This is a genomic window from Sanguibacter hominis ATCC BAA-789 (genome assembly GCF_012396185.1).
Lineage (GTDB): Bacteria > Actinomycetota > Actinomycetes > Actinomycetales > Cellulomonadaceae > Flavimobilis > Flavimobilis hominis.
Genome location: NZ_JAAXOW010000002.1, coordinates 576,587 through 603,579, shown reverse-complemented (window position 1 = coordinate 603,579; position 26,993 = coordinate 576,587). Strand labels below are relative to the sequence as shown.

At 69.8% G+C, this 26,993-nt stretch carries 19 protein-coding genes and 1 tRNA gene; 14 read left to right on the top strand and 6 right to left on the bottom strand.

All coding sequences use genetic code 11. The features are described 5' to 3' along the window. Positions 1-29: 29 nt before the first annotated feature. The 6 genes from trpB to pyk all read left to right on the top strand — a co-directional run bounded on the left by trpB (position 30) and on the right by pyk (position 10,984). Entirely contained in the window at positions 30-1,277 is a 1,248-nt protein-coding gene (gene trpB, locus HF995_RS09250) for a tryptophan synthase subunit beta (RefSeq protein WP_168447477.1), read from the top strand. Next, positions 1,274-2,116 carry a tryptophan synthase subunit alpha gene (gene trpA, locus HF995_RS09245; protein ID WP_168447476.1) on the top strand — a complete coding sequence of 281 codons (843 nt, stop codon included), beginning with the start codon at positions 1,274-1,276 and terminating at the stop codon, positions 2,114-2,116. The genes trpB and trpA overlap by 4 nt, the downstream gene beginning before the upstream one ends. Then, on the top strand, positions 2,113-3,252 hold the full coding sequence (gene lgt / locus HF995_RS09240) for a prolipoprotein diacylglyceryl transferase (RefSeq protein ID WP_168447475.1): 1,140 nt from the start codon (positions 2,113-2,115) through the stop codon (positions 3,250-3,252). Before trpA ends, lgt begins: the two co-directional genes overlap by 4 nt. Before the next feature lie 183 nt (positions 3,253-3,435). Then, positions 3,436-8,010 (top strand): glutamate synthase large subunit, encoded by a 4,575-nt coding sequence (gltB, locus tag HF995_RS09235; protein WP_168447474.1) that lies wholly within the window; start codon positions 3,436-3,438, stop codon positions 8,008-8,010. Continuing rightward, entirely contained in the window at positions 8,003-9,478 is a 1,476-nt protein-coding gene (locus HF995_RS09230) for a glutamate synthase subunit beta (RefSeq protein ID WP_168447473.1), read from the top strand. Before gltB ends, HF995_RS09230 begins: the two co-directional genes overlap by 8 nt. A gap of 72 nt (positions 9,479-9,550) precedes the next feature. Continuing rightward, positions 9,551-10,984: a pyruvate kinase gene (gene pyk, locus HF995_RS09225; protein WP_168447472.1), complete on the top strand. Its 1,434-nt coding sequence runs from the start codon at positions 9,551-9,553 to the stop codon at positions 10,982-10,984. Between the two features lie 58 nt (positions 10,985-11,042). Here the strand turns inward: pyk and HF995_RS09220 are convergent. Then, a tRNA-Leu gene (locus tag HF995_RS09220) sits at positions 11,043-11,116 on the bottom strand. A 138-nt stretch (positions 11,117-11,254) separates the two neighbouring features. Between HF995_RS09220 and HF995_RS09215 the strand changes: the two genes are divergently transcribed. Then, positions 11,255-11,929, top strand: coding sequence for an ANTAR domain-containing response regulator (locus HF995_RS09215; RefSeq protein ID WP_168447471.1), 675 nt, complete (start codon positions 11,255-11,257; stop codon positions 11,927-11,929). Between the two features lie 117 nt (positions 11,930-12,046). Further along, entirely contained in the window at positions 12,047-12,733 is a 687-nt protein-coding gene (locus tag HF995_RS09210) for a GNAT family N-acetyltransferase (RefSeq protein WP_168447470.1), read from the top strand. 111 nt (positions 12,734-12,844) lie between these two features. Here HF995_RS09210 and HF995_RS09205 read toward each other — a convergent pair whose 3' ends face one another. After that, positions 12,845-13,294, bottom strand: a complete 450-nt coding sequence (locus HF995_RS09205; protein ID WP_168447469.1) for a PaaI family thioesterase — start codon at positions 13,292-13,294, stop codon at positions 12,845-12,847. Here HF995_RS09205 and polA point away from each other — a divergent pair. Beyond that, positions 13,293-16,001 carry a DNA polymerase I gene (polA, locus tag HF995_RS09200; protein WP_168447468.1) on the top strand — a complete coding sequence of 903 codons (2,709 nt, stop codon included), beginning with the start codon at positions 13,293-13,295 and terminating at the stop codon, positions 15,999-16,001. The two genes, HF995_RS09205 and polA, sit on opposite strands and share 2 nt — an antisense overlap. 18 nt (positions 16,002-16,019) lie before the next feature. Here the strand turns inward: polA and HF995_RS09195 are convergent, their stop codons facing one another. Further along, positions 16,020-16,808 carry a class I SAM-dependent methyltransferase gene (locus HF995_RS09195; protein WP_350308818.1) on the bottom strand — a complete coding sequence of 263 codons (789 nt, stop codon included), beginning with the start codon at positions 16,806-16,808 and terminating at the stop codon, positions 16,020-16,022. Positions 16,809-16,994: 186 nt separating this feature from the next. On the opposite strand from HF995_RS09195, the gene HF995_RS09190 reads away from it, so the two are divergent. Then, positions 16,995-18,020, top strand: a complete 1,026-nt coding sequence (locus HF995_RS09190; protein WP_168447466.1) for a 6-phosphofructokinase — start codon at positions 16,995-16,997, stop codon at positions 18,018-18,020. 226 nt (positions 18,021-18,246) lie between these two features. Beyond that, a complete protein-coding gene (gene rpsA / locus HF995_RS09185) occupies positions 18,247-19,719 on the top strand; it encodes a 30S ribosomal protein S1 (protein WP_168447465.1) in 1,473 nt (490 codons plus the stop codon). A gap of 180 nt (positions 19,720-19,899) precedes the next feature. Here rpsA and HF995_RS09180 read toward each other — a convergent pair whose 3' ends face one another. After that, positions 19,900-21,801 (bottom strand): ABC transporter ATP-binding protein, encoded by a 1,902-nt coding sequence (locus HF995_RS09180; RefSeq protein WP_286189422.1) that lies wholly within the window; start codon positions 21,799-21,801, stop codon positions 19,900-19,902. 123 nt (positions 21,802-21,924) lie between these two features. Between HF995_RS09180 and coaE the strand changes: the two genes are divergently transcribed. The 3 genes from coaE to HF995_RS09165 all read left to right on the top strand — a co-directional run bounded on the left by coaE (position 21,925) and on the right by HF995_RS09165 (position 25,885). Then, the gene (gene coaE / locus HF995_RS09175) at positions 21,925-22,542 is read left to right on the top strand and encodes a dephospho-CoA kinase (protein WP_168447464.1); all 618 of its coding nucleotides are present in this window, start codon (positions 21,925-21,927) and stop codon (positions 22,540-22,542) included. A gap of 49 nt (positions 22,543-22,591) precedes the next feature. Continuing rightward, complete coding sequence (uvrB, locus tag HF995_RS09170; RefSeq protein WP_168447463.1) at positions 22,592-24,685, top strand: excinuclease ABC subunit UvrB; 2,094 nt, start codon at positions 22,592-22,594, stop codon at positions 24,683-24,685. Positions 24,686-24,865: 180 nt separating this feature from the next. Continuing rightward, entirely contained in the window at positions 24,866-25,885 is a 1,020-nt protein-coding gene (locus HF995_RS09165; protein ID WP_350308817.1) for a TerC family protein, read from the top strand. A gap of 58 nt (positions 25,886-25,943) precedes the next feature. Here the strand turns inward: HF995_RS09165 and HF995_RS09160 are convergent, their stop codons facing one another. Further along, positions 25,944-26,222, bottom strand: coding sequence for a YciI family protein (locus tag HF995_RS09160; RefSeq protein WP_168447462.1), 279 nt, complete (start codon positions 26,220-26,222; stop codon positions 25,944-25,946). 71 nt (positions 26,223-26,293) lie between these two features. Further along, the gene (locus tag HF995_RS09155) at positions 26,294-26,989 is read right to left on the bottom strand and encodes an MBL fold metallo-hydrolase (protein WP_210727278.1); all 696 of its coding nucleotides are present in this window, start codon (positions 26,987-26,989) and stop codon (positions 26,294-26,296) included. Positions 26,990-26,993 lie beyond the last annotated feature (4 nt).

Below are 26,993 nucleotides of genomic sequence, written 5' to 3'. Positions count from 1 at the left end.
GCCCGCGCCACGCACGTGAGGAGAACGCCGTGGAGAAGTCCCTGCAGAGCCTGCCTGGGCCCTATTTCGGGGAGTTCGGCGGCCGCTGGGTCCCCGAGGCGTTGATCGCTGCGCTCGACGAGCTCGACCTGGCGTACACGCAGGCGAAGGCGGACCCTGCGTTCGCCGCGGAGCTCACCGAGCTGCACCGCTCGTACTCCGGTCGCCCGAGCATCATCACCGAGGTGCCGCGCTTCGCGGAGCACGCAGGCGGGCAGCGCGTGATCCTCAAGCGCGAGGACCTCAACCACACGGGCTCGCACAAGATCAACAACGTGCTCGGTCAGGCGCTCCTGACGAAGCGGATCGGCAAGAAGCGCGTGATCGCCGAGACCGGTGCAGGCCAGCACGGTGTCGCGACCGCGACGGCGGCGGCGCTGTTCGACCTCGAGTGCGTCGTCTACATGGGCGAGGAGGACACGCGACGGCAGGCGCTCAACGTCGCCCGCATGCGTCTGCTCGGAGCCGAGGTCATCCCGGTCGCGAGCGGGTCGGCGACGCTCAAGGACGCCATCAACGAGGCGCTGCGCGACTGGGTGACCAACGTCGAGTCCACGAACTACATCTTCGGTACCGCAGCCGGACCGCACCCGTTCCCCGCGATGGTCCGCGACTTCCAGCGCATCATCTCCGTCGAGGCGCGCCAGCAGGTCCTCGACCTCGCCGGGCGCCTGCCCGACGTCGTGACCGCGTGCGTCGGCGGCGGGTCGAACGCGATCGGCATGTTCGACGCGTTCCTCGACGACGAGTCCGTGCGTCTCGTGGGCTTCGAGGCGGGGGGAGACGGCGTCGAGACCGGACGTCACGCGTCGTCCATCACGGGTGGCGCCCCGGGCGTGCTGCACGGCGCGCGATCGTTCCTGCTCCAGGACGAGGACGGTCAGACGCGCGAGAGCCACTCGATCTCCGCGGGCCTGGACTACCCGGGCGTCGGACCGGAGCACTCGTTCCTCGCATCGATCGGCCGCGCGGAGTACCAGCCGGTCACGGACGCCGAGGCGATGGAGGCGCTGCGCCTCCTCTCGCGCACGGAGGGGATCATCCCGGCGATCGAGTCGGCGCACGCCCTCGCGGGCACGATGCGCATCGGCCGCGAGCTCGCGGCCGCAGGCACGACCGACGCCATTCTTCTCGTGAGCCTGTCCGGCCGCGGCGACAAGGACGTCGGTACCGCCGCGCGCTGGTTCGACCTGCTCGACGCTGACGCCGACCTGACTGCCGAGGGAGGGGACGCATGAGCGCCACCGCAGACCGCATCGACCAGCACCGAGCCGAGGGGCGCGCGGCGCTCGTCGCGTACCTGCCCGTGGGCTTCCCCACGGTCGCCGAGTCGGTCCGCGCCGTGCACACCCTCGTGGACAACGGCGTCGACATCCTCGAGCTAGGGCTGCCCTACTCGGACCCCGTGATGGACGGCGAGACGATCCAGCACGCGGTCACGCAGGCCCTGCTGGCCGGCGCCCGCGTCCGGGACCTCTTCCCGGTCGTGGAGGCGGCGGCGTCGCGCGGCGTCCCGGTCTTGTCGATGACGTACTTCAACCCGGTGTTGCGCTACGGCGTCGAGGCGTTCGCCCGCGATCTCGCCGCCGCGGGCGGGGCGGGGCTCATCACTCCCGACCTGATCCCCGACGAGGCCGGCGAGTGGATCGCCGCCGCGGACGCGCACGACCTCGACAAGGTGTTCCTCGTCGCGCCGAGCTCGACCGACGAGCGCCTCGCACTCACGGCAGCCGCCTCGCGCGGCTTCGTGTACGCGGCGTCGACGATGGGCGTGACGGGCGAGCGCGCGACGCTCGGCTCGCACGCGGAAGAGCTCGTCGAGCGGACGCGCGCCGCAGGTGCAGAACGCGTCTGCGTCGGCCTCGGCGTGTCGCGCCCCGACCAGGCGGCGCAGGTCGCCCGGTACGCTGATGGCGTGATCGTCGGTTCCGCTTTTGTGCGCCCGCTCCTCGGTGACGGCTCGTTCGACGAGCGTCTCGAGGCTATGGGTGCTGTCGCGCGCGGGCTGGCCGAGGGTGTCCGTACGGCCCGCTCCGTGGGTGCGGGCCACGGTGCGCCGCCCGGGAGCCAGGTGTGAGCATCGCCCTCGCGTCCGTCGTCGCGTCGATCCCGAGCCCGTCACAGTCGGTGTGGCACCTCGGGCCCTTCCCGCTGCGCGCGTACGCCCTGGCGATCATCGTCGGCATCTTCGTCGCCGTCGCCCTCACCAACAGGCGCTGGGTCGAGCGTGGCGGCCACCCCGACGAGGTCCTGACGATCGTCTACTGGGCGGTGCCGTTCGGCATCGTCGGTGGGCGGCTCTATCACGTCATCTCCTCCCCGGACGCGTACTTCGGCGCCGGGGGAGACCCGGTGTCGGCGCTGTACATCTGGCAGGGCGGGCTCGGCATCTGGGGCGCGATCGCACTCGGTGCGGTCGGCGCATGGATCGGCGCGCGCCGTGAGCGCGTCAGCTTCTCGTCGTTCGCGGACGCCGTCGCGCCCGGGCTCCTCGTCGCGCAAGCGATCGGTCGGCTGGGCAACTGGTTCAACCAAGAGCTCTTCGGGTCGCCGACGACGCTGCCGTGGGGACTCGAGATCGACCCCGCGGTCGCCGCGCGCGTCGGTGACTTCCCGGCCGGCACCCTGTTCCACCCGACGTTCCTGTACGAGCTCCTGTGGAACCTCGCCGCTGCCGCGCTCCTGATCGTCGTGGACCGCCGCATGAAGCTCGGGCACGGCCGCGCGTTCTGGGGCTACGTGACGCTCTACACGCTCGGACGTGTGTGGATCGAGGCGCTCCGTATCGACGATGCGCAGCTCGTCCTCGGGCTGCGCCTGAACGTCTGGACCTCGGTCGCGCTCTTCGTCGTGGCTCTCGCCGCGTTCGTCCTGCTCGGGCGTACCCGCCCGGGCCGGCCTGCGACCGTCTACCTCGATCCCGACGACCCTCGCCGCGACGGTGCGGCGCAGGCCTCGGTGGACGAAGACGGTTCAGACACCCCCACGGGCCCGGTGGCCCCCACGGATCTCACGGCCGACCTGGCCGTGCCCGGCGTCGTGAACGACGACGATGACGACGACGCCGCACGAGGCGTCGCACCCGGCGAGGCGGAGGACGTCATCCCGACCTCAGCCCCGACCGGACGCAGTGACGCCGACGCGGCGCACGACACGAGCGCGCGTCGAGCGCAGCGCGAGGACAATGCGGGGGCCGACACAGGTCTTCCGTGACCTGCGTCATCAGCGACGCCCTGCACCGACCCAGCGCCCAGCGCGCGGAGCCGGCGCTCTCGCACCGTCAAGGACGAGTAGCATTGGCCCGCCAAGGGCCGAGGGCGTCCCATTCTTCCCCCGAATGAGACACGACCAGGTCACCCCCACCTCCTGACCTGGTCAACAGTGAGGACGGTGTACATGAACAGGTCGCTTACCCGAGGCCCGCAAGGCATCTGGGGCGCACCTCCCGCCGCCCAGGGGCTCTACGACCCGGCGGCGGAGCACGACGCGTGCGGTGTCGCCTTCGTGGCGACCCTGCGGGGCACGCCCGGACGGGACATCGTCGACGCAGGCCTGACGGCGCTGCTCAACCTCGACCACCGCGGTGCGGTCGGTGCGGAGGAGAACAGCGGCGACGGTGCGGGGATCCTCACGCAGATCCCCGACGCCTTCCTGCGCGACGTCATCCACGTGGAGCTTCCCGCGGCCGGGCGCTATGCCGTCGGCATCGCGTTCCTCCCGAAGGACGCTGCCGAGGCCGCCGCGGCCGCCGCCGCGATCGAGAGCATCGCCGCCGAGGAGCGTCTGGACGTCCTCGCGTGGCGCGACGTGCCTGTCACAGCCGACCTCGTCGGACCTACGGCGCGCGCTTCGATGCCGTCGTTCCGCCAGATCGTCGTCGCTGCTCCCGGCCGCGACGTCGCGGGGATCGACCTCGACCGCCTCACCTACCGGCTGCGCAAGCGTGCGGAGAACGAGCTCGGAGTCTTCTTCGCCTCGCTCTCGTCCCGCACGCTCACGTACAAGGGGATGCTGACGACGGCGCAGCTCGAGCCGTTCTTCCCGGACCTCTCGGACCCGCGCTACGCGAGCGAGCTCGCGCTCGTGCACTCGCGCTTCTCGACGAACACGTTCCCCTCGTGGCCGCTCGCGCAGCCGTTCCGTCTCGTGGCGCACAACGGCGAGATCAACACGGTCCGCGGTAACCGCAACTGGATGGCGGCGCGCCAGGGCACGCTCGAGAGCGACCTCCTGGGTGACCTTGCCCCGTTGATGCCGGTGTGCTCGCCCGGGTCGAGCGACTCGGCGAGCTTCGACGAGGTGCTCGAGCTCCTGCACCTCGGCGGTCGCTCGCTCCCGCACGCCGTGATGATGATGATCCCCGAGGCGTGGGAGAACAGCGAGGACATGGACCCGGACCGGCGGGCCTTCTACGACTATCACGCGAACCTCATCGAGGCGTGGGACGGTCCGGCGAACCTCAACTTCACGGACGGCACGCTCATCGGTGCGGTCCTCGACCGGAACGGCCTGCGCCCGGGCCGTTTCTGGGTGACCGAGGACGGTCTCGTCGTGCTCGCTTCCGAGGCGGGCGTGCTCGACATCGACCCGTCGACGGTGGTCCGCAAGGGTCGGCTCGAGCCGGGCAAGATGTTCCTCGTCGACACGGGGGCGGGTCGGATCATCGAGGACGAGGAGATCAAGGCCCAGCTTGCTGCTGCGCACCCGTACGCGCAGTGGGTCAAGGAGAACGAGGTCTATCTCGACCAGCTCCCGGACCGCGAGCACGTCGCCCACAGCCCGGCCTCGGTGCTGCGTCGTCAGCGCGCGTTCGGCTTCACGCAGGAAGAGGTCAGGGTCATCCTCGCCCCGATGGGCGAGAGCGGCGCCGAGCCCCTCGGTGCGATGGGCTCCGACACTCCCGTCGCCGTGCTGTCGAAGCGGCCGCGCCTCCTGTTCGACTACTTCACCCAGATGTTCGCGCAGGTGACGAACCCGCCGCTCGATGCGATCCGTGAGGAGCTCGTGACGTCGATCGCGGGTGCGATCGGCCCCGAGCCGAATCTGCTCGCGGAGATCCCGGAGCACGCGCGCAAGCTCATCCTGCCGTTCCCCGTGATCGACAACGACCAGCTCGCGAAGATCGTCCGCATCGACCGTGACCCGAAGCTCGCCGGCGTCTTCAAGGCGGAGCGTGTGCGCGGTCTCTACCGCGTCGACGGTGGCGGACCTGCTCTCGAGGAGCGTCTCGAGGAGATCTTCGACCAGATCGACGACGCGATCGCGGAGGGTGCGAACTTCATCGTGCTGTCCGACCGGGACGGCAACGCGCACATGGCGGCGATCCCGTCGCTGCTGCTGACGTCCGCGGTCCACCACCACCTGCTGCGACGACGCACGCGCACGCAGGTCTCGCTCGTGGTCGAGGCAGGCGACGTCCGCGAGGTGCACCACGTCGCGCTCCTGATCGGGTTCGGTGCGGCAGCCGTCAACCCGTACCTCGCGATGGAGACGGTCGAACGGCTCGCCGAGGACGGCTTCATCGACGTCACGCCGCAGAAGGCCGTCGCGAACGTCATCAAGGCGCTCGGCAAGGGTGTCCTGAAGGTCATGAGCAAGATGGGCATCTCGACCATCTCGTCCTACCGTGGCGCGCAGACGTTCGAGGCCGTGGGCCTCGCTCACGAGCTTGTCGACCGGTACTTCACCGGCACGACGTCGCGGCTCGGCGGCATCGGCATCGACACCGTCGCGGCGGAGGTCGCACAGCGGCACCAGGACGCCTACCCGGCGTCGGGCAACCCGCTCGCGCACGAGAACCTCGCGACCGGTGGCGAGTACCAGTGGCGCCGCGACGGTGAGGAGCACCTCTTCGACCCGGAGACGGTCTTCCGCCTGCAGCACTCGACGCGCACGCGCCAGTTCGACGTCTTCCGCGAGTACACGCGTCGCGTCGACGACCAGGCGGAGCGTCTCATGACGCTGCGCGGCCTGCTGACCTTCGCGCCGGACCGTGCACCCGTCCCGCTGGACGAGGTCGAGCCGGTCAGCGAGATCGTCAAGCGGTTCAACACGGGCGCCATGTCCTACGGATCGATCTCGCAGGAGACGCACGAGACGCTCGCGATCGCGATGAACGCGCTCGGCGGCCGGTCCAACACGGGCGAGGGCGGCGAGGACCCGGAGCGTCTGCACGACCCGCGCCGACGCAGCAAGGTCAAGCAGATCGCGTCCGGACGTTTCGGCGTGACGTCGGAGTACCTGACGTTCGCCGACGACATCCAGATCAAGCTCGCCCAGGGCGCCAAGCCCGGCGAGGGCGGTCAGCTGCCCGGTCACAAGGTGTACCCGTGGGTGGCGAAGACGCGTCACTCGACGCCCGGCGTCGGGCTCATCTCGCCGCCTCCGCACCACGACATCTACTCGATCGAGGACCTTGCGCAGCTGATCCACGACGCGAAGAACGCCAACCCCTCGGCTCGCATCCACGTCAAGCTCGTGTCGGAGTTCGGCGTCGGCACCGTGGCGACGGGTGTCTCGAAGGCGCACGCCGACGTCGTGCTCATCTCGGGCCACGACGGAGGGACGGGTGCGAGCCCGCTGACGTCCCTCAAGCACGCGGGCACGCCGTGGGAGATCGGGCTCGCGGAGACGCAGCAGACTCTCGTGCTCAACAACCTTCGCGACAGGATCGTGGTACAGGTCGACGGGCAGCTCAAGACGGGGCGCGACGTCGTCGTGGCGGCGCTCCTCGGCGCGGAGGAGTTCGGGTTCGCGACCGCCCCGATGGTCGTCTCGGGCTGCGTCATGATGCGGGTCTGCCACCTCGACACGTGTCCCGTGGGTGTCGCCACCCAGAACCCCGAGCTGCGCGCGCGGTTCACCGGGAAGCCTGAGTTCGTCATCAACTTCTTCGAGTTCATCGCGCAGGAGGTGCGCGAGCACCTCGCCGCGCTCGGTTTCCGCTCGATCGAGGAGGCTGTCGGGCAGGTCCAGGCTCTCGACACGCGCAAGGCGGTCAACCACTGGAAGGCCGCCGGTCTCGACCTCGGCCCCGTGCTCGAGGTGCCGAGGCCCGTCGAGGGGGCGTCCTTGCGCTGCACGACGACGCAGGACCACGGGCTCGACCGTGCGCTCGACAACGTCCTGATCGAGAAGGCGCGCGGCGCGCTCGAGGACGCGATCCCGGTCAAGATCGAGGTGTCGGTCCGCAACGTCAACCGCACGATCGGCACGATGCTCGGGCACGAGCTCACCAAGCGCTACAAGGGCGCCGGCCTGCCGGACGACACGATCGACGTCACGCTCACGGGCTCGGCCGGGCAGTCGCTCGGTGCGTTCATCCCGCGCGGCGTGACCTTGCGCCTGTTCGGCGACGCGAACGACTACGTGGGCAAGGGGCTCTCGGGTGGCCGCATCGTCGTCCGGCCCGACCGGACGGCCGTGCTCGGCGGCAGAGCGAACGTCATCGCGGGCAACGTGATCGGCTATGGCGCGACGTCGGGGGAGATCTTCCTGCGCGGGCTCGTCGGCGAGCGCTTCGGCGTGCGCAACTCGGGTGCGACCCTCGTCACCGAGGGCGTGGGCGACCACGCGTGCGAGTACATGACGGGCGGCACCGTGATGGTCCTCGGGCCCACGGGACGCAACGTCGGCGCGGGCATGTCGGGCGGTACCGCCTACGTGCTCGACCTCCGGCGCAGCTCGATCAACCGTGCGGCGCTCGCCTCTGACGAGCTGCAGCTCTCTGCTCTCGACGACGAGGACGCCGCTCTCGTCGAGCAGCTCCTGCGCAAGCACCTCGACGAGACCGGCTCCCCGGTCGCCGCCGAGCTCCTCGCGGACCTCCCGGCCGCACGAGCGCGGTTCACGCGCATCCTTCCGACCGAGTTCGCCCGGGTGCGCAGCGCCCTGGCGCAGGCCGAGTCCGTCGGGCTCGACCCGGGCGCCCCTGGCGTCTGGGACCACATCCTGGAGGTGGCCCGTGGCTGACCCACGCGGATTCCTGAAGGTGCGGGAGCGTCAGCTCCCGGCCGACCGCGCTGTACCCGTCCGGCTGATGGACTGGCGCGAGGTGCACGAGTACCGGGCGATGAACCCGGAGGACCAGCAGATGCTCAAGAGGCAGGCGGGTCGCTGCATGGACTGCGGCATCCCGTTCTGCCACACGGGCTGTCCCCTCGGCAACCTGATCCCGGAGTGGAACGACCTCGTGCGTCGCGGCCAGTACCGCGACGCCGCCGAGCGTCTGCACGCCACGAACAACTTCCCGGAGTTCACCGGGCGCATCTGCCCGGCTCCGTGCGAGTCTGCGTGCGTCCTGGGCATCAACCAGCCCGCGGTGACGATCAAGAGCGTCGAGGTCTCGATCATCGACGAGGCGTTCGCGCGCGGTCTCGTGGAGCCCGTCGTGCCCCAGCGTCTGACCGGCCACACGGTCGCCGTCGTCGGCTCCGGGCCTGCTGGCCTCGCGGCTGCCCAGCAGCTCACGCGTGCTGGCCACACGGTCGTCGTGCTCGAGCGAGACGACGCGATCGGCGGCCTGCTGCGGTACGGAGTGCCCGACTTCAAGCTCGAGAAGCGGCACATCGACCGCCGCGTCGAGCAGATGCGCGCTGAGGGGACTCGTTTCCGCACGGGTGTCGAGGTCGGCGTCGACATGACGTGGGCCGAGCTGCGCACCCGGTACGACGCGGTGGTCGTCGCGACCGGCGCGACGGTCCCGCGCGAGCTGCCGATCCCCGGCCGCGAGCTCGAGGGTGTCCACTTCGCGATGGAGTACCTGGTCCAGGGCAACCGCCTCGCTGCCGGGGGGACGGTCGAGGACCCGATCAGCGCGAAGGACAAGCACGTCGTCATCATCGGTGGTGGCGACACGGGTTCGGACTGCCTCGGCACGGCCCTGCGTCAGCGCGCCGCGTCGGTCACGACCCTCGCGATCGGCAAGCAGCCGCCGACCGAGCGTCCGGCGAACCAGCCCTGGCCCACGACCCCGACGCTCTTCGAGGTGTCCAGCTCTCACGAGGAGGGCGGCGAGCGCACCTTCCTGGCGTCGACCGTCGAGTTCCGCGGTGACGACCAGGGGCGCGTGACGCACCTCGTGCTCGCGACGACCGAGTACCTCCCGGACGGCCGGCGCGTGCCGACCCCCGGGACCGAGCGGATCGTTCCTGCCGACCTCGTCCTGATCTCGATGGGCTTCACAGGGCCGGAGACGGCTGCGCTCACCGAGCAGACGGGGGCGGACCTGACCGGACGCGGCGTCGTCGCTCGCGACGACTCCTACGCGACGTCGATCCCCGGTGTGTTCGTCGCAGGGGACGCGGGTCGCGGTCAGTCGCTCATCGTCTGGGCGATCGCCGAGGGCCGGTCCGTCGCTGCGTCGGTCGACGCCTTCCTGCAGGGCGCCACGGAGCTGCCTGCCCCGATCCCGGCGAGCGCCGTCGCGCTCAGGCCGTAGAGGCTTGCGGCGTCGCCGCGGCCTGACCATCGTCCTACCATTCGTCCTTCGCAAGTGAACTAGGCTGGAGCCATGCGCAGAGCAAAAATCGTTTGCACCATCGGACCCGCGACCGCCTCGGCCGAGCAGATTCAGAATCTGGTCGACGCAGGCATGGATGTCGCCCGGATCAACCGGAGCCACGGAGCTCCCGACGAGCACGAGCTCGTCTTCCACAACGTGCGTGCCGCCGCTGCTACGGCGAACCGGCCCGTCGCCATCCTGGTCGACCTCCAGGGCCCCAAGATCCGCCTCGGCAAGTTCGAGAAGGACGAGAAGTACTGGCTCGACGAGGGTGACATCTTCACCATCACGACCGACGACGTCGTGGGTACCAAGGAGCTGTGCGGCACGACCCACAAGGGTCTGCCGAACGACGCCCGTGTGGGCGACCCGATCCTGATCGACGACGGCCGTGTCCTCGTCCGCATCATCGAGGTCGACGGCCCGCGCGTCGTCACGCGTGTCGAGGTTGCTGGTCCCGTCTCCAACAACAAGGGCCTCAACCTCCCCGGCGTAGCCGTCTCGGTCCCCGCGATGTCCGACAAGGACGAGACCGACCTGCGCTGGGCGATCCGCCTGGGCGCCGACATCATCGCCCTCTCGTTCGTCCGTTCGGCCGCCGACTACAACGACGTCCGCCGGATCATGGAGGAGGAGGGCCGCATCCTCCCCGTCATCGCCAAGGTCGAGAAGCCGCAGGCTGTCGAGAACCTCGCCGAGATCGTGGACGCGTTCGACGGCATCATGGTGGCGCGTGGCGACCTGGGTGTCGAGCTCCCGCTCGAGCAGGTCCCGCTCGTCCAGAAGCGCGCGGTCGAGCTCGCTCGCCGCAACGCGAAGCCCGTCATCGTGGCGACGCAGGTTCTCGAGTCGATGATCTCCGCGCCGCGTCCGACGCGCGCCGAGGCCTCCGACTGCGCGAACGCCGTCCTCGACGGTGCCGACGCGGTCATGCTGTCGGGCGAGACGTCCGTCGGTGACTACCCGATCGAGGCCGTCCGCACCATGGCCCGCATCATCGAGAGCACCGAGGAGCTCGGTCGCGAGCGCATCGCGCCGCTCGGCTCCACGCCGGGTACCCGCGGTGGCGCCATCACGCGTGCCGCTGCCGAGATCGGCGAGACGCTCGGGGTCAAGTACCTCGCGACGTTCACGCAGTCCGGTGACTCTGCTCGCCGCATGTCGCGTCTGCGCTCGCCCATCCCGCTGGTCGCCTTCACGCCGGACCCCTCGGTCCGCAACGTGCTCGCGCTGAGCTGGGGCGTCCACGCTGAGCTCGTCGACTCCGTCAAGGACACCGACGGCATGGTCAACCTCGTCGACCAGACCCTGCGCAGCAAGGGCCTGGGCGAGGTCGGCGACTACGTCGTCGTCGTCGCGGGCGCGCCCGTCGGGGTCGTCGGCTCGACCAACTCGATCACCGTCCACAAGATCGGCGACGAGGCCAACGGCCGCATCGCCTGACCGGATGACGAGAGATGCCCCCCGACCGCTCGGTCGGGGGGCATCTCTCGTGCTGCGGTGCCCCGGGTGGGATTCGAACCCACACTGGATCGGGTTTGAGCCGAACGCCTCTGCCGGTTGGGCTACCGGGGCCGCGCCCACTATGGAACCACACGTGCGCGTCGAAGTCCGCATCACCGCAGCGCGACGGCTCGCACGCCGTCGAGCATGTCCTCACGATCACGCACCGAGATGCGTGGTCCTACCAGCACGAGCAACTAGGATGACCCTGTGACCGACAACGACGAGACCACCCGTGAACCCCTCCAGCTCGACCTGCCGCCCCTGACGGCCCCCGAGCAGGAGGCGCCTGCCGCTACCCTGTCCAAGGTGCGCCGCGCCGTGGTCGCCGAGGACGAGGCGCTGATCCGCATGGACGTCGTCGAGACGCTCCGCGAGGCCGGCTACGAGGTCGTCGGAGAGGCTGGTGATGGTGAGACTGCCGTCGCGCTCGCCATCGAGCACAAGCCCGATGTCGTGGTCATGGACGTGAAGATGCCAGAGCTGGACGGCATCTCTGCCGCCGAGCGGATTGGCAAGGCGCACGTCGCGCCCGTCGTGCTGCTGACGGCCTTCTCCCAGACCGAGCTGGTCGAGCGTGCTCGTGACGCTGGCGCGATGGCGTACGTCGTCAAGCCGTTCAGCCCCGCGGACCTGCTGCCCGCCGTGGAGATCGCGATCTCCCGGTACGCCCAGATCACCGCGCTGTCAGCCGAGGTCGCAGACCTCACGGAGCGTTTCGAGACGCGCAAGCGCGTCGACCGCGCCAAGGGCCTCCTGATGAGCAAGATGGGCCTTTCGGAGCCTGAGTCGTTCCGTTGGATCCAGAAGACCTCGATGGACCGTCGCCTCACGATGCGCGAGGTTGCGGACGCCGTCATCGACCAGGTGGGTGGCAAGGACTGAGGCCCGCCGGAGGGAGTTGTGACCTCTCCGTTATCTGGGTACCTTGGGTGTCGCTCCCGGCGCCTGAGGTGAGGGGAGCGAATCCTCATCTGCAGGGGCTGCTGAAGGAGGTGTTCCGTGGTGCGAGCCGTGATCGACGTACGCCACGCCGGTGCGACAGATCTCCTCGACGTCGCGCTGCTGTGCTCGGCGGCGCGCGAGGAGACAGCGACGCCGTCGCAGATCTGCAGCGCTGACGTCGAGAAGCTGCGCAAGCACCTCGGCGTGCTCCTGTCCGTCCCTGGCGGACGCGTCCTGCTGGCTACGCACGACTCGAACCCCGTGGGCTTCTTGCTCGCGCGTGTCATCGAGGCGAACGTGTACAACGACGCGCCGGTCCTCTACATCGAGGCCGTCTACGTCGACGGGACGTTCCGCAGGCGTGGCGTCGGTCACGCCCTGCTGAGCGCTGCTGCGGAGATCGCGGTCGCCGCTGGGGCCGAGGAGGTCTACTCGGTTCCGGTCCCGGGATCGCGTGGCGTGCAGCGTTTCCTGGCGCGCATGGGGTTCGCGCCCGCCGCGGCGCACCGTGTCGTCCAGACCTCGGCGCTCTTGCGCAAGCTGGGGCCCGAGGGCTCGCTGCGCCGGCCTCCGCGCGCGCTCGAGGACCTCATCGCACGTCGGCGCAAGGCGCGCATCGAGACGCAGTCCGGCCCTGTCGACCTGCGAGAGCTGCGTGCCCGCCTGGGCGAGGAGTCGAGCCCTGCCCGGTCCGCGCGTGGTCGCCGCGTCGCAGGCACGGGGGGCATCCCGCACGCAGGCTGACCGCCCGCGGGGTCAGCGGCACGTGGGGTCAGCGGCACGCCTCGTCCCCTCGGTGCGCTTGGCCGCGATGTCCCGCGCTGACAGACGCTCTGGCCTCGCCCGCACCGCGCCTCAGCGCTCGGCGATGACCATGCACGTCAGCCGAGCAGTGCACAGACGTCGTCCGCCGTCGTCGGTCACGACGATCTCGTAGGACGCGAGCGTCCGCCCGAGGTGGAGCGCGGTCGCGACCGCGGTGACCGTGCCTTCCCTCGCGCTGCGGTGGTGCGAGACGCTCAGCTCGAGCCCGACCGCCGAGCGACCCTGGCCGGCATGCACGAGCGCCCCGTACGAGCCGACGGTCTCCGCGAGCGCTGCGGTTGCCCCGCCGTGGAGGAGGCCCGCCGGCTGCGTGTTTCCCTCGACAGGCATCGTCGCGACGACGCGCTCCGCGCTCAGCTCCGTGACCTCGATGCGCATCCGTTCGATGAGCGTGCCCACCTCGAGGTCCTTGATCGCGGCGAGGATCTCCGCATGGGCGCTGGGGGAGGGCGTGGCGTCGAGCGGCGGCGTGTCAGTCATGGAAGATAGGTTGTCAGGTGTGAGTGACGACGCGCGACCCCGCCTTCTCCTGATCGACGGCCACTCGATGGCCTTCCGGGCGTACTTCGCCCTTCCTGTCGACAAGTTCTCGACGTCGACCGGGCAGCACACGAACGCCGTGCACGGCTTCGTGTCGATGCTCGCGAACCTCATCAAGAACGAGCAGCCGACGCACGTCGCGGTCGCGTTCGACGCGGGTTCGACGACGTTTCGCACGGAGCGGTTCCCTGACTACAAGGGGGGTCGGGAGTCGACGCCGGAGCCGTTCAAGGGGCAGGTGCCGCTCATCCGCGAGGTGCTCGACGCGATGCGCATCACCCACTTCGAGCGCGACATGATCGAGGCGGACGACATCCTCGCGACCTGGTCGAGCCAGGCGGGTGCGCAGGGCTGGCAGGTGCTCGTCTGCTCGGGCGACCGAGACTCGCTGCAGTTCGTGACGCAGGACGTCACGGTGCTGTACCCGGTCAAGGGCGTCTCCGAGCTCGCGCGCATGACCCCCGAGGCCGTCGAGGCCAAGTACGGGGTCACTCCCGAGCGTTACCCCGACCTCGCCGCGCTCGTCGGCGAGTCCGCCGACAACATCCCGGGTGTGCCCAAGGTCGGGCCGAAGACCGCAGCCAAGTGGATCGCACAGTACGGCGACCTCGACGGGGTGCTCGCGCACGCCGACGAGATCAGCGGGGTCGCCGGCCAGAACCTCCGGGACCACCTCGACCAGGTCCGGCTGAACCGGGAGATCAACCACCTCCTCACCGACCTCGACCTCCCTTATGGCCCCGAGGACCTCATCGTCCAGCCGTGGGACCGGGAGGCTCTGCACCAGGTCTTCGACACGCTCCAGTTCCGCACGCTGCGCGACCGCCTTCTCGCGATGATGCCAGCCGAGGACCGTGAGTCCGACGCCGCAGACGCGTCGGTCGTCGAGATCGACGTCCTCGTGCCCGGGGCGCTCGGGAGCTGGATCGCGGCGCGCCGTGGTCAGCCGCTCGGCCTCGAGGTCCGCGGGCAGTTCGCCCCCGGCGCCGGCGACGCCGACATGGTGGCGCTCGGTGACGCGGAGGGCCACGCGATCGTGCTCGACCTCACGCAGCTCGACCCTGCCGACGACAAGGCCCTCGCCGCGTGGCTCGCCGACCCGGACGCTCCGGTCGTCGTGCACGGTGGGAAGGCGCGCGCTCACGCGCTGCGCGGCCGCGGATACTCGCTGCGAGGCGTCACGATCGACACGGAGCTCGCCGCATACCTGTGTCACCCCGACCAGCGCAGCTACGACCTCGAGGACCTCGCTGTGCGCAGCCTGCACCGTGAGATCAGCACCGACGGGTCCGCCAGCGGTCAGGGCGCCCTGGAGCTCGACCTCGAGGGTGAGGCGGGCGCTGCCGCGGACCTCGCCGAACGCGCCGCCGTCCTGCCTCCGCTCGCAGCCGCGCTCGAGAGCGACCTCAAGGACCGGGGGGCGTACGAGCTGCTGACCAGCCTCGAGCTGCCGCTCGCCGGTGTCCTCGAGGGGATGGAAGCGCGCGGTGTCGCCGTCGACGTCGAGATGCTCCGTGAGCTCGAGCGCGAGTTCGGCCAGCAGGTCCAGGCGGCTGCGCAGGACGCGTACCAGGTCATCGGCCGCGAGGTGAACCTGGGATCGCCGAAGCAGCTCCAGGAGGTCCTGTTCGATCAGCTGGACATGCCGCGCACCAAGAAGATCAAGACCGGCTACACGACAGACGCAGCGTCCCTCGCGGACCTGTTCGCCAAGACGCAGCACCCGTTCCTCGAGCACCTCCTCGTGCACCGTGACGTCACGAAGCTGCGCCAGACGGTCGACACGCTCCTGCGGTACGTCGCGAGCGACGGCCGGATCCACACGACCTTCCAGCAGACCGTCGCCGCGACCGGCCGGCTCAGCTCGGCGGACCCGAACCTCCAGAACATCCCGATCCGCACTGCGGCGGGGCGCCGGATCCGGCAGGCGTTCCGCGTCGGTCAGGGCTACGAGACGCTGCTGACGGCGGACTACAGCCAGATCGAGATGCGGATCATGGCGCACCTGTCGGGCGACGAAGGCCTGATCGACGCGTTCCGCTCGGGCGAGGACCTGCACAGCTACGTCGCGTCACGCGTGTTCGGTGTCGCGACGACCGACGTCACGGCGGCGCAGCGATCGAAGATCAAGGCGATGAGCTACGGCCTCGCGTACGGGCTCTCGGCGTTCGGCCTCTCGAAGCAGCTCAACATCGCGGTGGGCGAGGCCCAGGCGCTCATGGACGACTACTTCACGCGCTTCGGCGGTGTGCGGACGTACCTCCACGAGGTCGTCGAGGAGGCGCGGGCGACAGGCTTCACGGAGACGATCCGTGGCCGCCGTCGGTACCTACCGGACCTCACGAGCGACAACAGGCAGCGTCGCGAGATCGCAGAGCGGGTCGCACTCAACTCGCCGATCCAAGGCTCGGCGGCGGACATCATCAAGGATGCGATGCTCGGCGTGCAGCGCGAGCTCGACGCCCAGGGTCTCGGGTCGCGCATGCTCTTGCAGGTGCACGACGAGCTCGTGCTCGAGGTCGCTCCCGGCGAGCTCGCGACGGTCGAGGACCTGCTGCGCACCCAGATGGCAGGAGCAGCGGACCTGTCCGTCCCGCTCGAGGTGTCTGTCGGGCGCGGGCAGACCTGGCACGACGCCGGGCACTGAGCCCGGCGGGGTCCACGGTCAGCGGCGCTCGCACACGAAGATCGCCGTCCCGGGGATCAGGCGCCCGCGCAGCGCGCTCCACCCGCCCCACGTCCTGTCGTGGCCCTCGGGCCACTCAGGCTCCACCACGTCGAGCAGGGTGAGCCCGGCGCCCACGACGTCGCGCACGTGGTCGCCGATCGTCCGGTGGAACTCCGCGTAGGTGAGGCGGCCCGCCTCGTCGCGCTCGGCGTAGGGCGTCCGGTCGAAGTAGGAGCGGTCTGCCGTCAGGCCTCGCTCGGACGGGTCGTCGGGGAACGCCCACCGGATCGGGTGCGTCACCGAGAACACCCACCGCCCCGACGGGCGCAGCACACGTGCGACCTCCCTGTGGACGCGCTCGGAGTCCGCGATGAACGGGATCGCGCCGTAGGCCGTGAATACGGTGTCGAACGACGCGTCTGCGAAGGGGAGGCGGCGGGCGTCCGCCTGCGCCCGGTTCAGGCGTCCGGCGCTGCCGGACGAGCGCGCCGTCAGCATGCCCGCGCTGATGTCCGTCGCGACGACGTCCGCCCCCTGGTCGGCGAGCCACCGCGAGCACTGGGCCGCTCCCGCACCGAGCTCGAGGACGCGGGCGCCCGAGACGTCCCCGAGGAGGTGGGCGTCGGCCTCGCGCAGACCCTCGGGACACCAGCAGAAGTCGTCGTCGCCCAGGAAGTCGCCGTGCTCTGCGAGATACTCGGCGGCGTTCTCGTCCCACCACGAGCGGCCCGCGCGGTGGGGTGCGTCGTCAGGGATGGGGGCGTAACCGGCGCGTCGAAGGTCCACGGACCCATTGTGCCGGGCGGCCCGCCGTGCCTGGAGGTGCAGGACCGCACGCCGGGCGGGACCAACGGCTGAGACCGGAGCGTGGACGGTCGGTAGGCTCGTCGAGGTTTGTCGGTCAGGATGCAGGCGGAGACGTCTGTCACACACCGGTGGACCGACGACAACTGACGACGAGGGAGTGTAGGCATGCGAATCGGTCTTCTCACCGGCGGTGGGGACTGCCCGGGGCTCAACGCGGCGATCCGTGCGGTCGTCAAGCAGGGCCTGGGGGAGTACGGCCATTCGATCATCGGCTTCCGCAACGGCTGGAAGGGCGTCGTCGACGGCGACGTCCTGCCCCTCGAGCGGCAGCACATCCGTAACGTCCTGCCTGTCGGCGGGACCCTTCTCGGCACCGCGCGGTTCCACCCGCGGGAGGAGGACGGCTCGATGGAGGCCGTGCTCGCGACGCTCGAGGCGGAGCGCATCGAGGCTCTCATCTGCATCGGTGGTGACGGCACGCTCCACGCTGCGAGCCGCGTCGCCGACGCGGGCGTCAAGATCGTCGCCATCCCGAAGACGATCGACAACGACGTCGCTGGCACGGACCTGTCGATCGGGTACAACACCGCGGTGACCATCGCGGCGGAGGCGATCGACCGCATCCACACGACGGCCGAGTCCCACAACCGCGTCATGGTCATCGAGGTCATGGGGCGTCACGCGGGGTGGATCGCGGTCAATGCCGGCATCGCCGGTGGTGCCGAGATCGTCCTCGCGCCTGAAGAGCCGTTCGACATGGACAAGATCATCAAGTTCCTCAAGCACCGCCACAAGGCGCACGCGAGCTTCTCGATCGTCGTCGTCGCGGAGGGCGCGCACGCGGTCCCCGGGAGCTCGATGGAGTACGAGGTCCAGCTCGGCAAGTACGGCGAGATCGTCGCCGGTGCCATCGGCGAGCGCGTCGCGGCCGAGATCCAGGCGCGCACGGGGTTCGACACACGCCTCACGGTCCTCGGGCACGTCCAGCGCGGCGGCAGCCCGACGACGACGGACCGCATCCTCGGCTCGCGCTTCGGGGTGGCTGCGGTCGACGCGATCACCCGTGGCGAGTCGAACGTCATGACCGCGCTCCGCGGCGAGGAGATCGTCCTCGTGCCGCTGCCCGAGGTCGCCGGCAAGGTCAAGGCGGTCCCCGCTGACCTGCTGCGCACGGCTCGCGCGCTGGCCTGACGCGTCGCACGACCGTCCAGATCTCCCGGGCGGGACCCACGGTCCCGGCCGGGAGATCTTCTTTGCCCCCGCTCTGCGCATCGGATAGGGTGAACGCGGTGTGTCGTGGCGTCAGGACCGAACAGGTCGTGACCGAGCGGCACCCGGCGGTGCGGCCCAGCCCGTGTCCTGCCTGCAAGCCTTCCTGTTCGAACTACTTCCTGTCCGCATCGGAGCAACTGACTCAATGACCATCTCTACCCCCTCGAAGTCCACGCCGCAGGTCGCGATCAACGACATCGGCACCGAAGAGGACTTCCTCGCCGCCATCGACGCCACCATCAAGTACTTCAATGACGGTGACATCGTCGAGGGCACCATCGTCAAGGTCGACCGTGACGAGGTTCTTCTCGACATCGGCTACAAGACCGAGGGCGTCATCCCCTCCCGCGAGCTCTCCATCAAGCACGACGTCGACCCGGGTGAGGTCGTCAAGGTGGGCGACGCGGTCGAGGCCCTGGTTCTCCAGAAGGAGGACAAGGAAGGTCGCCTGATCCTGTCGAAGAAGCGCGCCCAGTACGAGCGCGCCTGGGGCACGATCGAGAAGGTCAAGGAGGAGGACGGCGTCGTCACCGGCACCGTCATCGAGGTCGTCAAGGGTGGCCTCATCCTCGACATCGGTCTGCGTGGCTTCCTGCCCGCGTCCCTCGTGGAGATGCGTCGAGTCCGCGACCTCCAGCCGTACGTCGGCAAGGAGATCGAGGCCAAGATCATCGAGCTCGACAAGAACCGCAACAACGTCGTCCTGTCGCGCCGTGCCTGGCTCGAGCAGACGCAGTCCGAGGTTCGTTCCACCTTCCTGCAGACGCTGCAGAAGGGCCAGGTCCGCCCCGGTGTCGTCTCCTCGATCGTCAACTTCGGTGCGTTCGTGGACCTCGGCGGTGTCGACGGTCTCGTCCACGTCTCGGAGCTGTCCTGGAAGCACATCGACCACCCGTCCGAGGTTGTCGAGGTCGGCCAGGAGGTCACCGTCGAGGTTCTCGACGTCGACTTCGACCGTGAGCGTGTCTCCCTGTCGCTGAAGGCGACGCAGGAGGACCCGTGGCAGGCCTTCGCCCGCACGCACGCCATCGGCCAGGTCGTGCCGGGCAAGGTCACGAAGCTCGTCCCGTTCGGCGCGTTCGTGCGCGTCGAGGACGGCATCGAGGGCCTCGTGCACATCTCCGAGCTCGCTGTCCGTCACGTCGACCTGCCTGAGCAGGTTGTCAACGTGGGCGACGACGTCTTCGTCAAGGTCATCGACATCGACCTCGAGCGTCGCCGTATCTCGCTGTCGCTGAAGCAGGCCAACGAGGGTGTGGACCCGGAGTCCGAGGACTTCGACCCCGCGCTCTACGGCATGGCTGCGGACTACGACGAGGCCGGGAACTACAAGTACCCGGACGGGTTCGACCCGGAGACGAACGAGTGGCTCGAGGGCTACGAGTCGCAGCGTGAGGAGTGGGAGGCGCAGTACGCCAAGGCCCACGCTCGCTGGGAGGCGCACCGCAAGCAGGTCGCCGAGGCTCTCAAGGCGGACTCCGACGCGGCTACCTCGGGCGAGTCCGGCGGCTCGGCTCCGTCCACCTACTCCTCGACCCCGGTCCAGGAGGAGGTCGCGGGCACGCTGGCGTCCGACGAGGCTCTCGCCGCTCTGCGCGAGAAGCTCACGGGCAACTGATCCCGGCGCCGTCAGGCGCAACGGTCCGAAGGCCGGTCACCGCACGCGGTGGCCGGCCTTCGGCGTACCTGAGCCCTGGCTCTGACCTGGGACGAGAGTCGCGACTGCACGTGCCTCGCGCGGGTGGTCGAGTCGCGGCAGCACGCACCTGGACGGCGCGGCGGTTGCGGGCGGCTGCGGCTAGTCCTCGGAGAACTGGCGGCGGTAGAGCTCCGCGTAGAGCCCGCCCTCGACGAGCAGCTCTTCGTGCGTGCCCTGCGCGACGACGCGCCCGGCTTCGAGGACGACGATCAGGTCGGCGTCCCGCACGGTCGACAGTCGGTGGGCGATGACGATGGACGTGCGGCCGACGAGCGCGGCGTCGAGGGCCGCCTGCACCGCAGCCTCCGACTCGGAGTCGAGGTGCGCCGTCGCCTCGTCGAGCACGACGACGGGCGGCGCCTTGAGCAGCAGGCGCGCGATCGCGAGCCGTTGGCGCTCGCCGCCGGAGAGACGGTAGCCACGGTCCCCCACGACGGTGTGGAGGCCGTCGGGCAGGCTCTCGACGAGGTCGAGGATCCGGGCTGCCCGCAACGCCTCGACGATCTGCTCGTCGGTCGCATCAGGCCGTCCGTAGCGCAGGTTGCCTGCGACCGTGTCGTGGAAGAGGTGCGCGTCCTGCGGGACGGACCCGACGACGTCGTGCACCGACTGCTGCGTGACTCCCCGCAGGTCCTGGCCCGCGATGCGCACGGCCCCGGACGTGGGGTCGTAGAAGCGCGCGAGAAGGTGCCCGATCGTCGTCTTGCCTGCACCCGACGGGCCGACGAGGGCGACCGTCGCCCCGGCGGGCACCGACAACGAGACGTCGACGAGCGTGTCCCCGGGCTCGCTGTCGTCGAGCGTCGCGACCGACTCGAGAGAGGCGAGAGACACGTCGCGCGCCGCGGGGTAGCTGAACGTCACGTGATCGAGCTCGACGCTCGCGCCGCGGCGCGCGACGAGCTCGGCGAGGTCTGTCGCGTCGTCGGCGTCGCGGACCGTCGGCTCGAGGTCGAGGACCTCGAAGACACGCTCAAAGCTCACGAGCGCGGTCATGACGTCGACCTGGGCGTTGGAGATCGCGGTGAGAGGGCCGTAGAGGCGGCCGAGGTAGGCGGTCAGCGCGACGACGACGCCGACGCTCAGCTCGCCCCGGATCGACGCGAGCCCGCCGAGGGCGTACACGACCGCGACTGCGACGGCCGCGACCGTCGTGAGCGTGACGCGGAAGACCGTCGCGTACATCGCTTGGCGCACCCCGATGTCCCGCACGCGAGCTGCAGCCGCCGCGTACGTGCGCGACTCCTCGTCGGGACGACCGTAGGACTTGGCGAGCTGGGCACCCGCCACGTTGAAGCGCTCGTTCATGATTTGTGCGGTGTCCGCGTTGATCGCGTAGCTCTCCCGGGTGATCCGGGCGAGGCGCGGTCCGATCCAGCGCGCGGGGAGGACGAACGCTGGCAGGAGCGTGAGTGCGACGAGGGTGAGCTGCCAGGACATCGAGAGCATCGCGGCGAGGACGAAGACGATCGTCAGAGCGTTCGAGAAGACGTTGGACAGCGTCGACGTGAACGCCTGCTGCGCGCCGAGCACGTCGCCGTTGAGCCGCTGGACGAGCGAGCCGGTCCTCGTGCGGGAGAAGAACGCGAGCGGCATCCGCTGCACGTGGTCGAAGACGGCAGAGCGCAGGTCGAGGATGAGACCCTCGCCGACGCGGGCCGAGCACCAGCGCTGGCCGAGCGCGAGCGCGCCCTGGGCGAGCGCGAGCACCGCGACGGCTCCCGCGAGGCCGAGAACGAGTCCTCGACGCCCTGAGGCGATCCCGTCGTCGATGATCGCGCGGAACAGCATGGGGACGGCGGCGCCGATCGCTGCGTCGACCGCGATCAGGAGGAGGAACACCGTCAGGGTGCGGCGGTACGGCGTCGCGAACGACAGGACGCGGCGGGTCGTGCCACGGCTGAGCCGGTGGCCCCGCACGCTCGGGTCCTGCCGGAAGGAGCGGAGCCCGGCAGGCCCGCCTCCGGCTCCGGCCATGCTCGCCATGCCTGACATCGTCATGCGTCCTCCTGGTCCGTGCACGGCGGGGCGCGTGCGCTCCGCACCCAGGGCACCGAGCCTAGACCGGCTGGTCGGCGACCGGTCCGATTGCCGCCGCCCCGGTACGGGGGCAGGATGAGGCACATGCTTCGCATCGGGCTCACGGGCGGGATCGCCGCAGGAAAGTCGACCGTCGCCGCGATGCTGCGCGAGCGCGGCGCGGTCGTCATCGACCACGACGAGATCGCACGCGAGGTTGTCGCGCCCGGGACGCTCGGGCTCGACCGTGTCGTGGAGCGTTTCGGCGAAGGGGTGCTCGCACCGGACGGGTCGCTCGACCGTGCAGCGCTGGGGCACATCGTCTTCAACGACCTCCAGGCCCGCGCCGACCTGGGGGCGCTGCTCCACCCGGAGATCGCCCGTGTCTCCGCGGAACGTGAGGCCATGGCGGTCGCGGCCGACGGCGACGCGCTCGTCGTGCACGACATCCCGCTGCTCGTGGAGACGGGGCAGGCGGAGGCTCATCACATCGTGGTGGTCGTGCACGCTCCGGCGGACCTGAGGATCCGCCGCCTCGTGGAGGAGCGAGGGAGCTCACTGCCCGACGCGCGGCGTCGCATCGCCGCGCAGGCGACCGACGAGGAGCGTGCCGCGGCGGCCGACGTCCTGATCGACGGCGCTGGCTCGGTCGACGACCTGCGTGCGCAGGTCGACGAGCTGTGGGCCCGCCTGCAGGCCGAGCTGGCCGAGGAGCGGGGCTGACCCACGTCGCCGGTGCGCCCGTGTCAGAGGGGCGGCCTATCGTGGACGCATGCGTCCAGTCACCGATCTCCAGAGAACCGTCGCACCGTTCGAGGTCATCTCGGAGTACACGCCCTCCGGTGATCAGCCCGCCGCGATCGCGGACCTGACGGCGCGCCTGCGCGCGGGGGAGAAGGACATCGTCCTCCTCGGAGCGACCGGGACGGGGAAGAGCGCGACGACCGCCTGGCTCATCGAGCAGGTGCAGCGCCCGACCCTCGTCATGGCGCCGAACAAGACTCTCGCCGCCCAGCTCGCGACCGAGTTTCGCGAACTCTTGCCCAACAACGCGGTCGAGTACTTCGTCTCGTACTACGACTACTACCAGCCCGAGGCATACATCGCGCAGACGGACACCTTCATCGAGAAGGACTCGTCGATCAACGACGAGGTCGAGCGTCTGCGTCACTCGGCGACGAGCAGCCTGCTCACGCGTCGTGACGTCGTGGTCGTGTCGTCGGTCTCCTGCATCTACGGCCTCGGCACGCCGCAGGAGTACGTCGACCGCATGCAGCGGCTCGACGTCGGCCAGATGATCAACCGTGACGACCTGCTCAGGCAGTTCGTGGGGATGCAGTACACGCGCAACGACATGGCGTTCACGCGTGGCACGTTCCGGGTCCGCGGCGACACGGTCGAGATCATCCCGGTCTACGAGGAGCTCGCGATCCGCATCGAGTTCTTCGGTGACGAGATCGAGGCGATCCACACGCTGCACCCGCTCACGGGCGAGGTCGTGCGGTCAGAGCCGAGCATCCACATCTTCCCGGCGACGCACTACGTCGCCGGGCCCGAGCGCATGGAGCGGGCGATCGCCTCGATCGAGGCGGAGCTCGCGGAACGGCTCGCCCAGCTCGAGGGGCAGAACAAGCTCCTCGAAGCCCAGCGGTTGCGCATGCGGACGACATACGACATCGAGATGATGCGGCAGATCGGGTCGTGCTCGGGGATCGAGAACTACTCGCGGCACATCGACGGACGCGAGGCGGGGTCCGCGCCGAACACCCTCCTCGACTACTTCCCCGACGACTTCCTCCTCGTGATCGACGAGTCGCACGTGACCGTCCCGCAGATCGGCGCGATGTACGAGGGAGACATGTCGCGGAAGCGGAACCTCGTCGACTACGGCTTCCGGCTCCCGAGCGCGATGGACAACCGGCCCCTGCGGTGGGAGGAGTTCGTGGAACGCATCGGGCAGACGGTCTACCTCTCGGCGACTCCGGGCGACTACGAGCTCGGCCTGTCCGACGGCGTCGTCGAGCAGATCATCCGCCCGACGGGCCTCATCGACCCGGAGGTCGTCGTCAAGCCGACCAAGGGCCAGATCGACGACCTGCTCGAGGAGATCCGGCAGCGCGTCGAGAAGGACGAGCGCGTCCTCGTGACGACGCTGACCAAGAAGATGGCCGAGGACCTCACGGACTACTTCCTCGACAAGGGCGTACGCGTGAGGTACCTGCACTCCGACGTCGACACGCTCGCCCGGGTCGAGCTGCTCCGAGACCTCCGGCTCGGCGTGTACGACGTCCTCGTCGGCATCAACCTCCTCAGGGAGGGGCTCGACCTCCCTGAGGTGTCGCTCGTCGCGATCCTCGACGCCGACAAGGAGGGCTTCCTCCGGTCGGGCAAGTCCCTCATCCAGACGATCGGGCGCGCTGCGCGCAACGTGTCCGGCCAGGTCCACATGTACGCCGACAAGATCACCCCGGCGATGGCGCTCGCGATCGAGGAGACCGAGCGTCGGCGCGCGAAGCAGATCGCCTACAACACCGAGCACGGGATCGATCCGACCCCGCTGCGGAAGAAGATCGCGGACGTCACAGACATGCTCGCTCGGGAGGACCTCGACACGCAGGAGCTCCTCGCTGGCGGCTACCGCAAGCCCACGCGCGGCGGCAAGACGCCGGTACCGACCGGCACGGCTGCGCCAAGCGACCGGCCCGCGGTGGCGGCCGCTTCTGACCTCGCAGGTCTCATCCAGGAGCTCACCGACCAGATGCACGCCGCTGCAGCCGAGCTGCAGTTCGAGCTCGCCGCGCGCCTGCGCGACGAGATCGGCGGACTGAAGAAGGAGCTGCGCCAGATGAGAAGCGCCACTGCCTGACCCGCACTCATGGATTACAGTGGGCGAGTTGTTGGAGGGGAGTATCCCTGACACGGTGGCGTCGTCACCACGGTGGGCTCGGTAGCCTGCCCGGTGCCATCGGTCCGAGCACGCCGCGCGAAGCGCGGTCCGGGCGGGAGAGACCTCCGGTACACCGCTACGCGTACCGGAGGATCATCGGTGCTTGATATCCACTTGTCTGTCTGGCTGATCTCGGCTGCGGCCATCCTCGGCCTCGTCATCTTCGACTTCTACGCCCACGTGCGGACACCGCACGAGCCGACGTTCCGTGAGTCGGCAATCTGGTCGTCGGTCTACATCGCGCTCGCTGTCGCGTTCGGCATCGTCTTCCTCATCGTGATCGGGCCGGAGCACGGCGGTGAGTTCTTCGCCGGGTACATCACCGAGAAGAGCCTCTCGGTCGACAACCTGTTCGTCTTCCTGATGATCATGACGTCCTTCAGGGTGCCTCGCGCCTACCAGCAGAAGGTTCTTCTCGTCGGTGTCGTGATCGCGCTCGTGCTGCGCACCGTGTTCATCATCCTCGGCGCCGCAGCGCTCAACGCGTTCTCGTGGGTCTTCTACCTGTTCGGTGCGATCCTGCTCTGGACCGCCTGGAAGCAGGTCAAGCCGGAGGAAGAGTCGGAGCACTCCGTCCCCGGCGGCAAGGCCGTCGCACTCCTCAAGCGCTTCGTCCCGACCACGGACGACTACAACGAGGACCGCCTGACCGTGAAGATCGACGGCAAGCGGTTCATCACCCCCATGCTCGTCGTCATGGTCGCGATCGGCTTCACCGACATCCTCTTCGCGCTCGACTCGATCCCGGCCATCTACGGGCTCACGCAGGAGCCGTACATCGTGTTCATGGCGAACGCGCTCGCGCTGCTCGGCCTGCGCCAGCTCTACTTCCTCATCGGCGGGCTGCTCGACAGGCTCGTCTACCTCGCCCAGGGTCTGGGCATCATCCTCGCGTTCATCGGCGTGAAGCTCGTGTTCCACGCGATGCACGTCAACGAGCTGCCGTTCATCAACGGCGGTGAGCACATCACGTGGGCGCCGGAGATCTCGACCACGACGTCGCTCACCGTGATCATCGGCACCCTCGTCGTCGTGACGTTCGCGAGCCTGTGGAAGTCCAAGCGTGACCGGAGGCTCGCCGAGGCTGCTGAGGCCGCCGAGGCTGCCGGTCAGGTCTGAACGGCGGCGGTGCCTGACGCGCGCCCGGCCACCCTCGCGGTGGCCGGGCGCGCGTGGTTCAGGACGCCCAGGGGCCGATGACCGGGTCCCACTCGCGCACGGCGGTCGACTCGATCACACCGGCCGCGGCGAACGGGTCGCCCGCGAGCAGCGCGTCGAGGGAGCCCCGGGACGAGGCCGAGAACAGCAGGAGCGCGCCGCCCTCCGCGAACGGGCCTGACGCGAGCAGGTCCCCGGACTCGAGGCGTGAGCGCAGGTATGCGCGATGCTCCGGCCGGACGCGGTCCCTCGTCTCGGTGTCGTTGGTGTACGTGTACTCGACGGCGTAGACAGTCATGAGGCCATCCAAGCAGGAGCGTGCGGCGCACCGCACGGGACCACCGCCCCTGCGCGCGTCGGGGCTGCCCGTCACCAGCCGCGGGCCGCCCACTGCGCAAGGTGCGGACGCTCGTGCCCGAGGGTTGTGTCGTCCCCGTGCCCGGGGCGCACGACGGTGTCGTCGGCGAGCCGGTCGAACAGTCGCGACCGCACGTCACCGAGGAGCGAGCGGAAGTCCTCCGGGGACGTCGTCTTGCCGATCCCGCCGGGGAACAGCGAGTCGCCGGTGAACACCTGCACCGGGAGGTCAGGGGCAGCGAGCACGAACGCCGTCGACCCCGGCGTGTGGCCCCGCAGCTCGACCGCCCCGAGCGTGAGCGCACCGACCGCGATCGTGTCGAGGTGTCGCAGCCGCCGCGCGACCGCGACGTCGCAAGCACGAGCCACCTCGTCAGCGTCTGCGTCGCCCACGGCGACAGGAGCTCCCGTGACGGCGTGCATGTCCCACAGCGCCCCGACGTGGTCGTGGTGCCGGTGCGTCACGAGGATCGCGTCGAGACGCGCGGACGAGTTGCCCGCTCGGACGAGGGCGAGAAGGGCGTCCGAGTCAGCCGCGGGATCGATCAGGGCCTGCGCGCCGGTCGTCGTGCAGGTGATCAGATAGGCGTTGTTGTCCATCGGGCCGACGGCGAGCTTGCGCACGGTGCCGCCGAGGAACGTGCGGACGTGGGCGGCCCCTCCGACGACGACGTGCGCGCGGTCGGGTGGCGTGTCGGCCTGGCTCATGTCG

Bases quoted from the DNA above. Each gene is read 5' to 3' on its own strand.
- trpA (WP_168447476.1), top strand. From the start codon at position 1,274: ATGAGCGCCACCGCAGACCGCATCGACCAGCACCGAGCCGAGGGGCGC.
- gltB (WP_168447474.1), top strand. From the start codon at position 3,436: ATGAACAGGTCGCTTACCCGAGGCCCGCAAGGCATCTGGGGCGCACCT.
- pyk (WP_168447472.1), top strand. From the start codon at position 9,551: ATGCGCAGAGCAAAAATCGTTTGCACCATCGGACCCGCGACCGCCTCG.
- polA (WP_168447468.1), top strand. From the start codon at position 13,293: ATGGAAGATAGGTTGTCAGGTGTGAGTGACGACGCGCGACCCCGCCTT.
- HF995_RS09205 (WP_168447469.1), bottom strand. From the start codon at position 13,294: ATGACTGACACGCCGCCGCTCGACGCCACGCCCTCCCCCAGCGCCCAT.
- HF995_RS09190 (WP_168447466.1), top strand. From the start codon at position 16,995: ATGCGAATCGGTCTTCTCACCGGCGGTGGGGACTGCCCGGGGCTCAAC.
- rpsA (WP_168447465.1), top strand. From the start codon at position 18,247: ATGACCATCTCTACCCCCTCGAAGTCCACGCCGCAGGTCGCGATCAAC.
- HF995_RS09180 (WP_286189422.1), bottom strand. From the start codon at position 21,801: ATGACGATGTCAGGCATGGCGAGCATGGCCGGAGCCGGAGGCGGGCCT.
- coaE (WP_168447464.1), top strand. From the start codon at position 21,925: ATGCTTCGCATCGGGCTCACGGGCGGGATCGCCGCAGGAAAGTCGACC.
- uvrB (WP_168447463.1), top strand. From the start codon at position 22,592: ATGCGTCCAGTCACCGATCTCCAGAGAACCGTCGCACCGTTCGAGGTC.
- HF995_RS09160 (WP_168447462.1), bottom strand. From the start codon at position 26,222: ATGACTGTCTACGCCGTCGAGTACACGTACACCAACGACACCGAGACG.
- HF995_RS09155 (WP_210727278.1), bottom strand. From the start codon at position 26,989: ATGAGCCAGGCCGACACGCCACCCGACCGCGCGCACGTCGTCGTCGGA.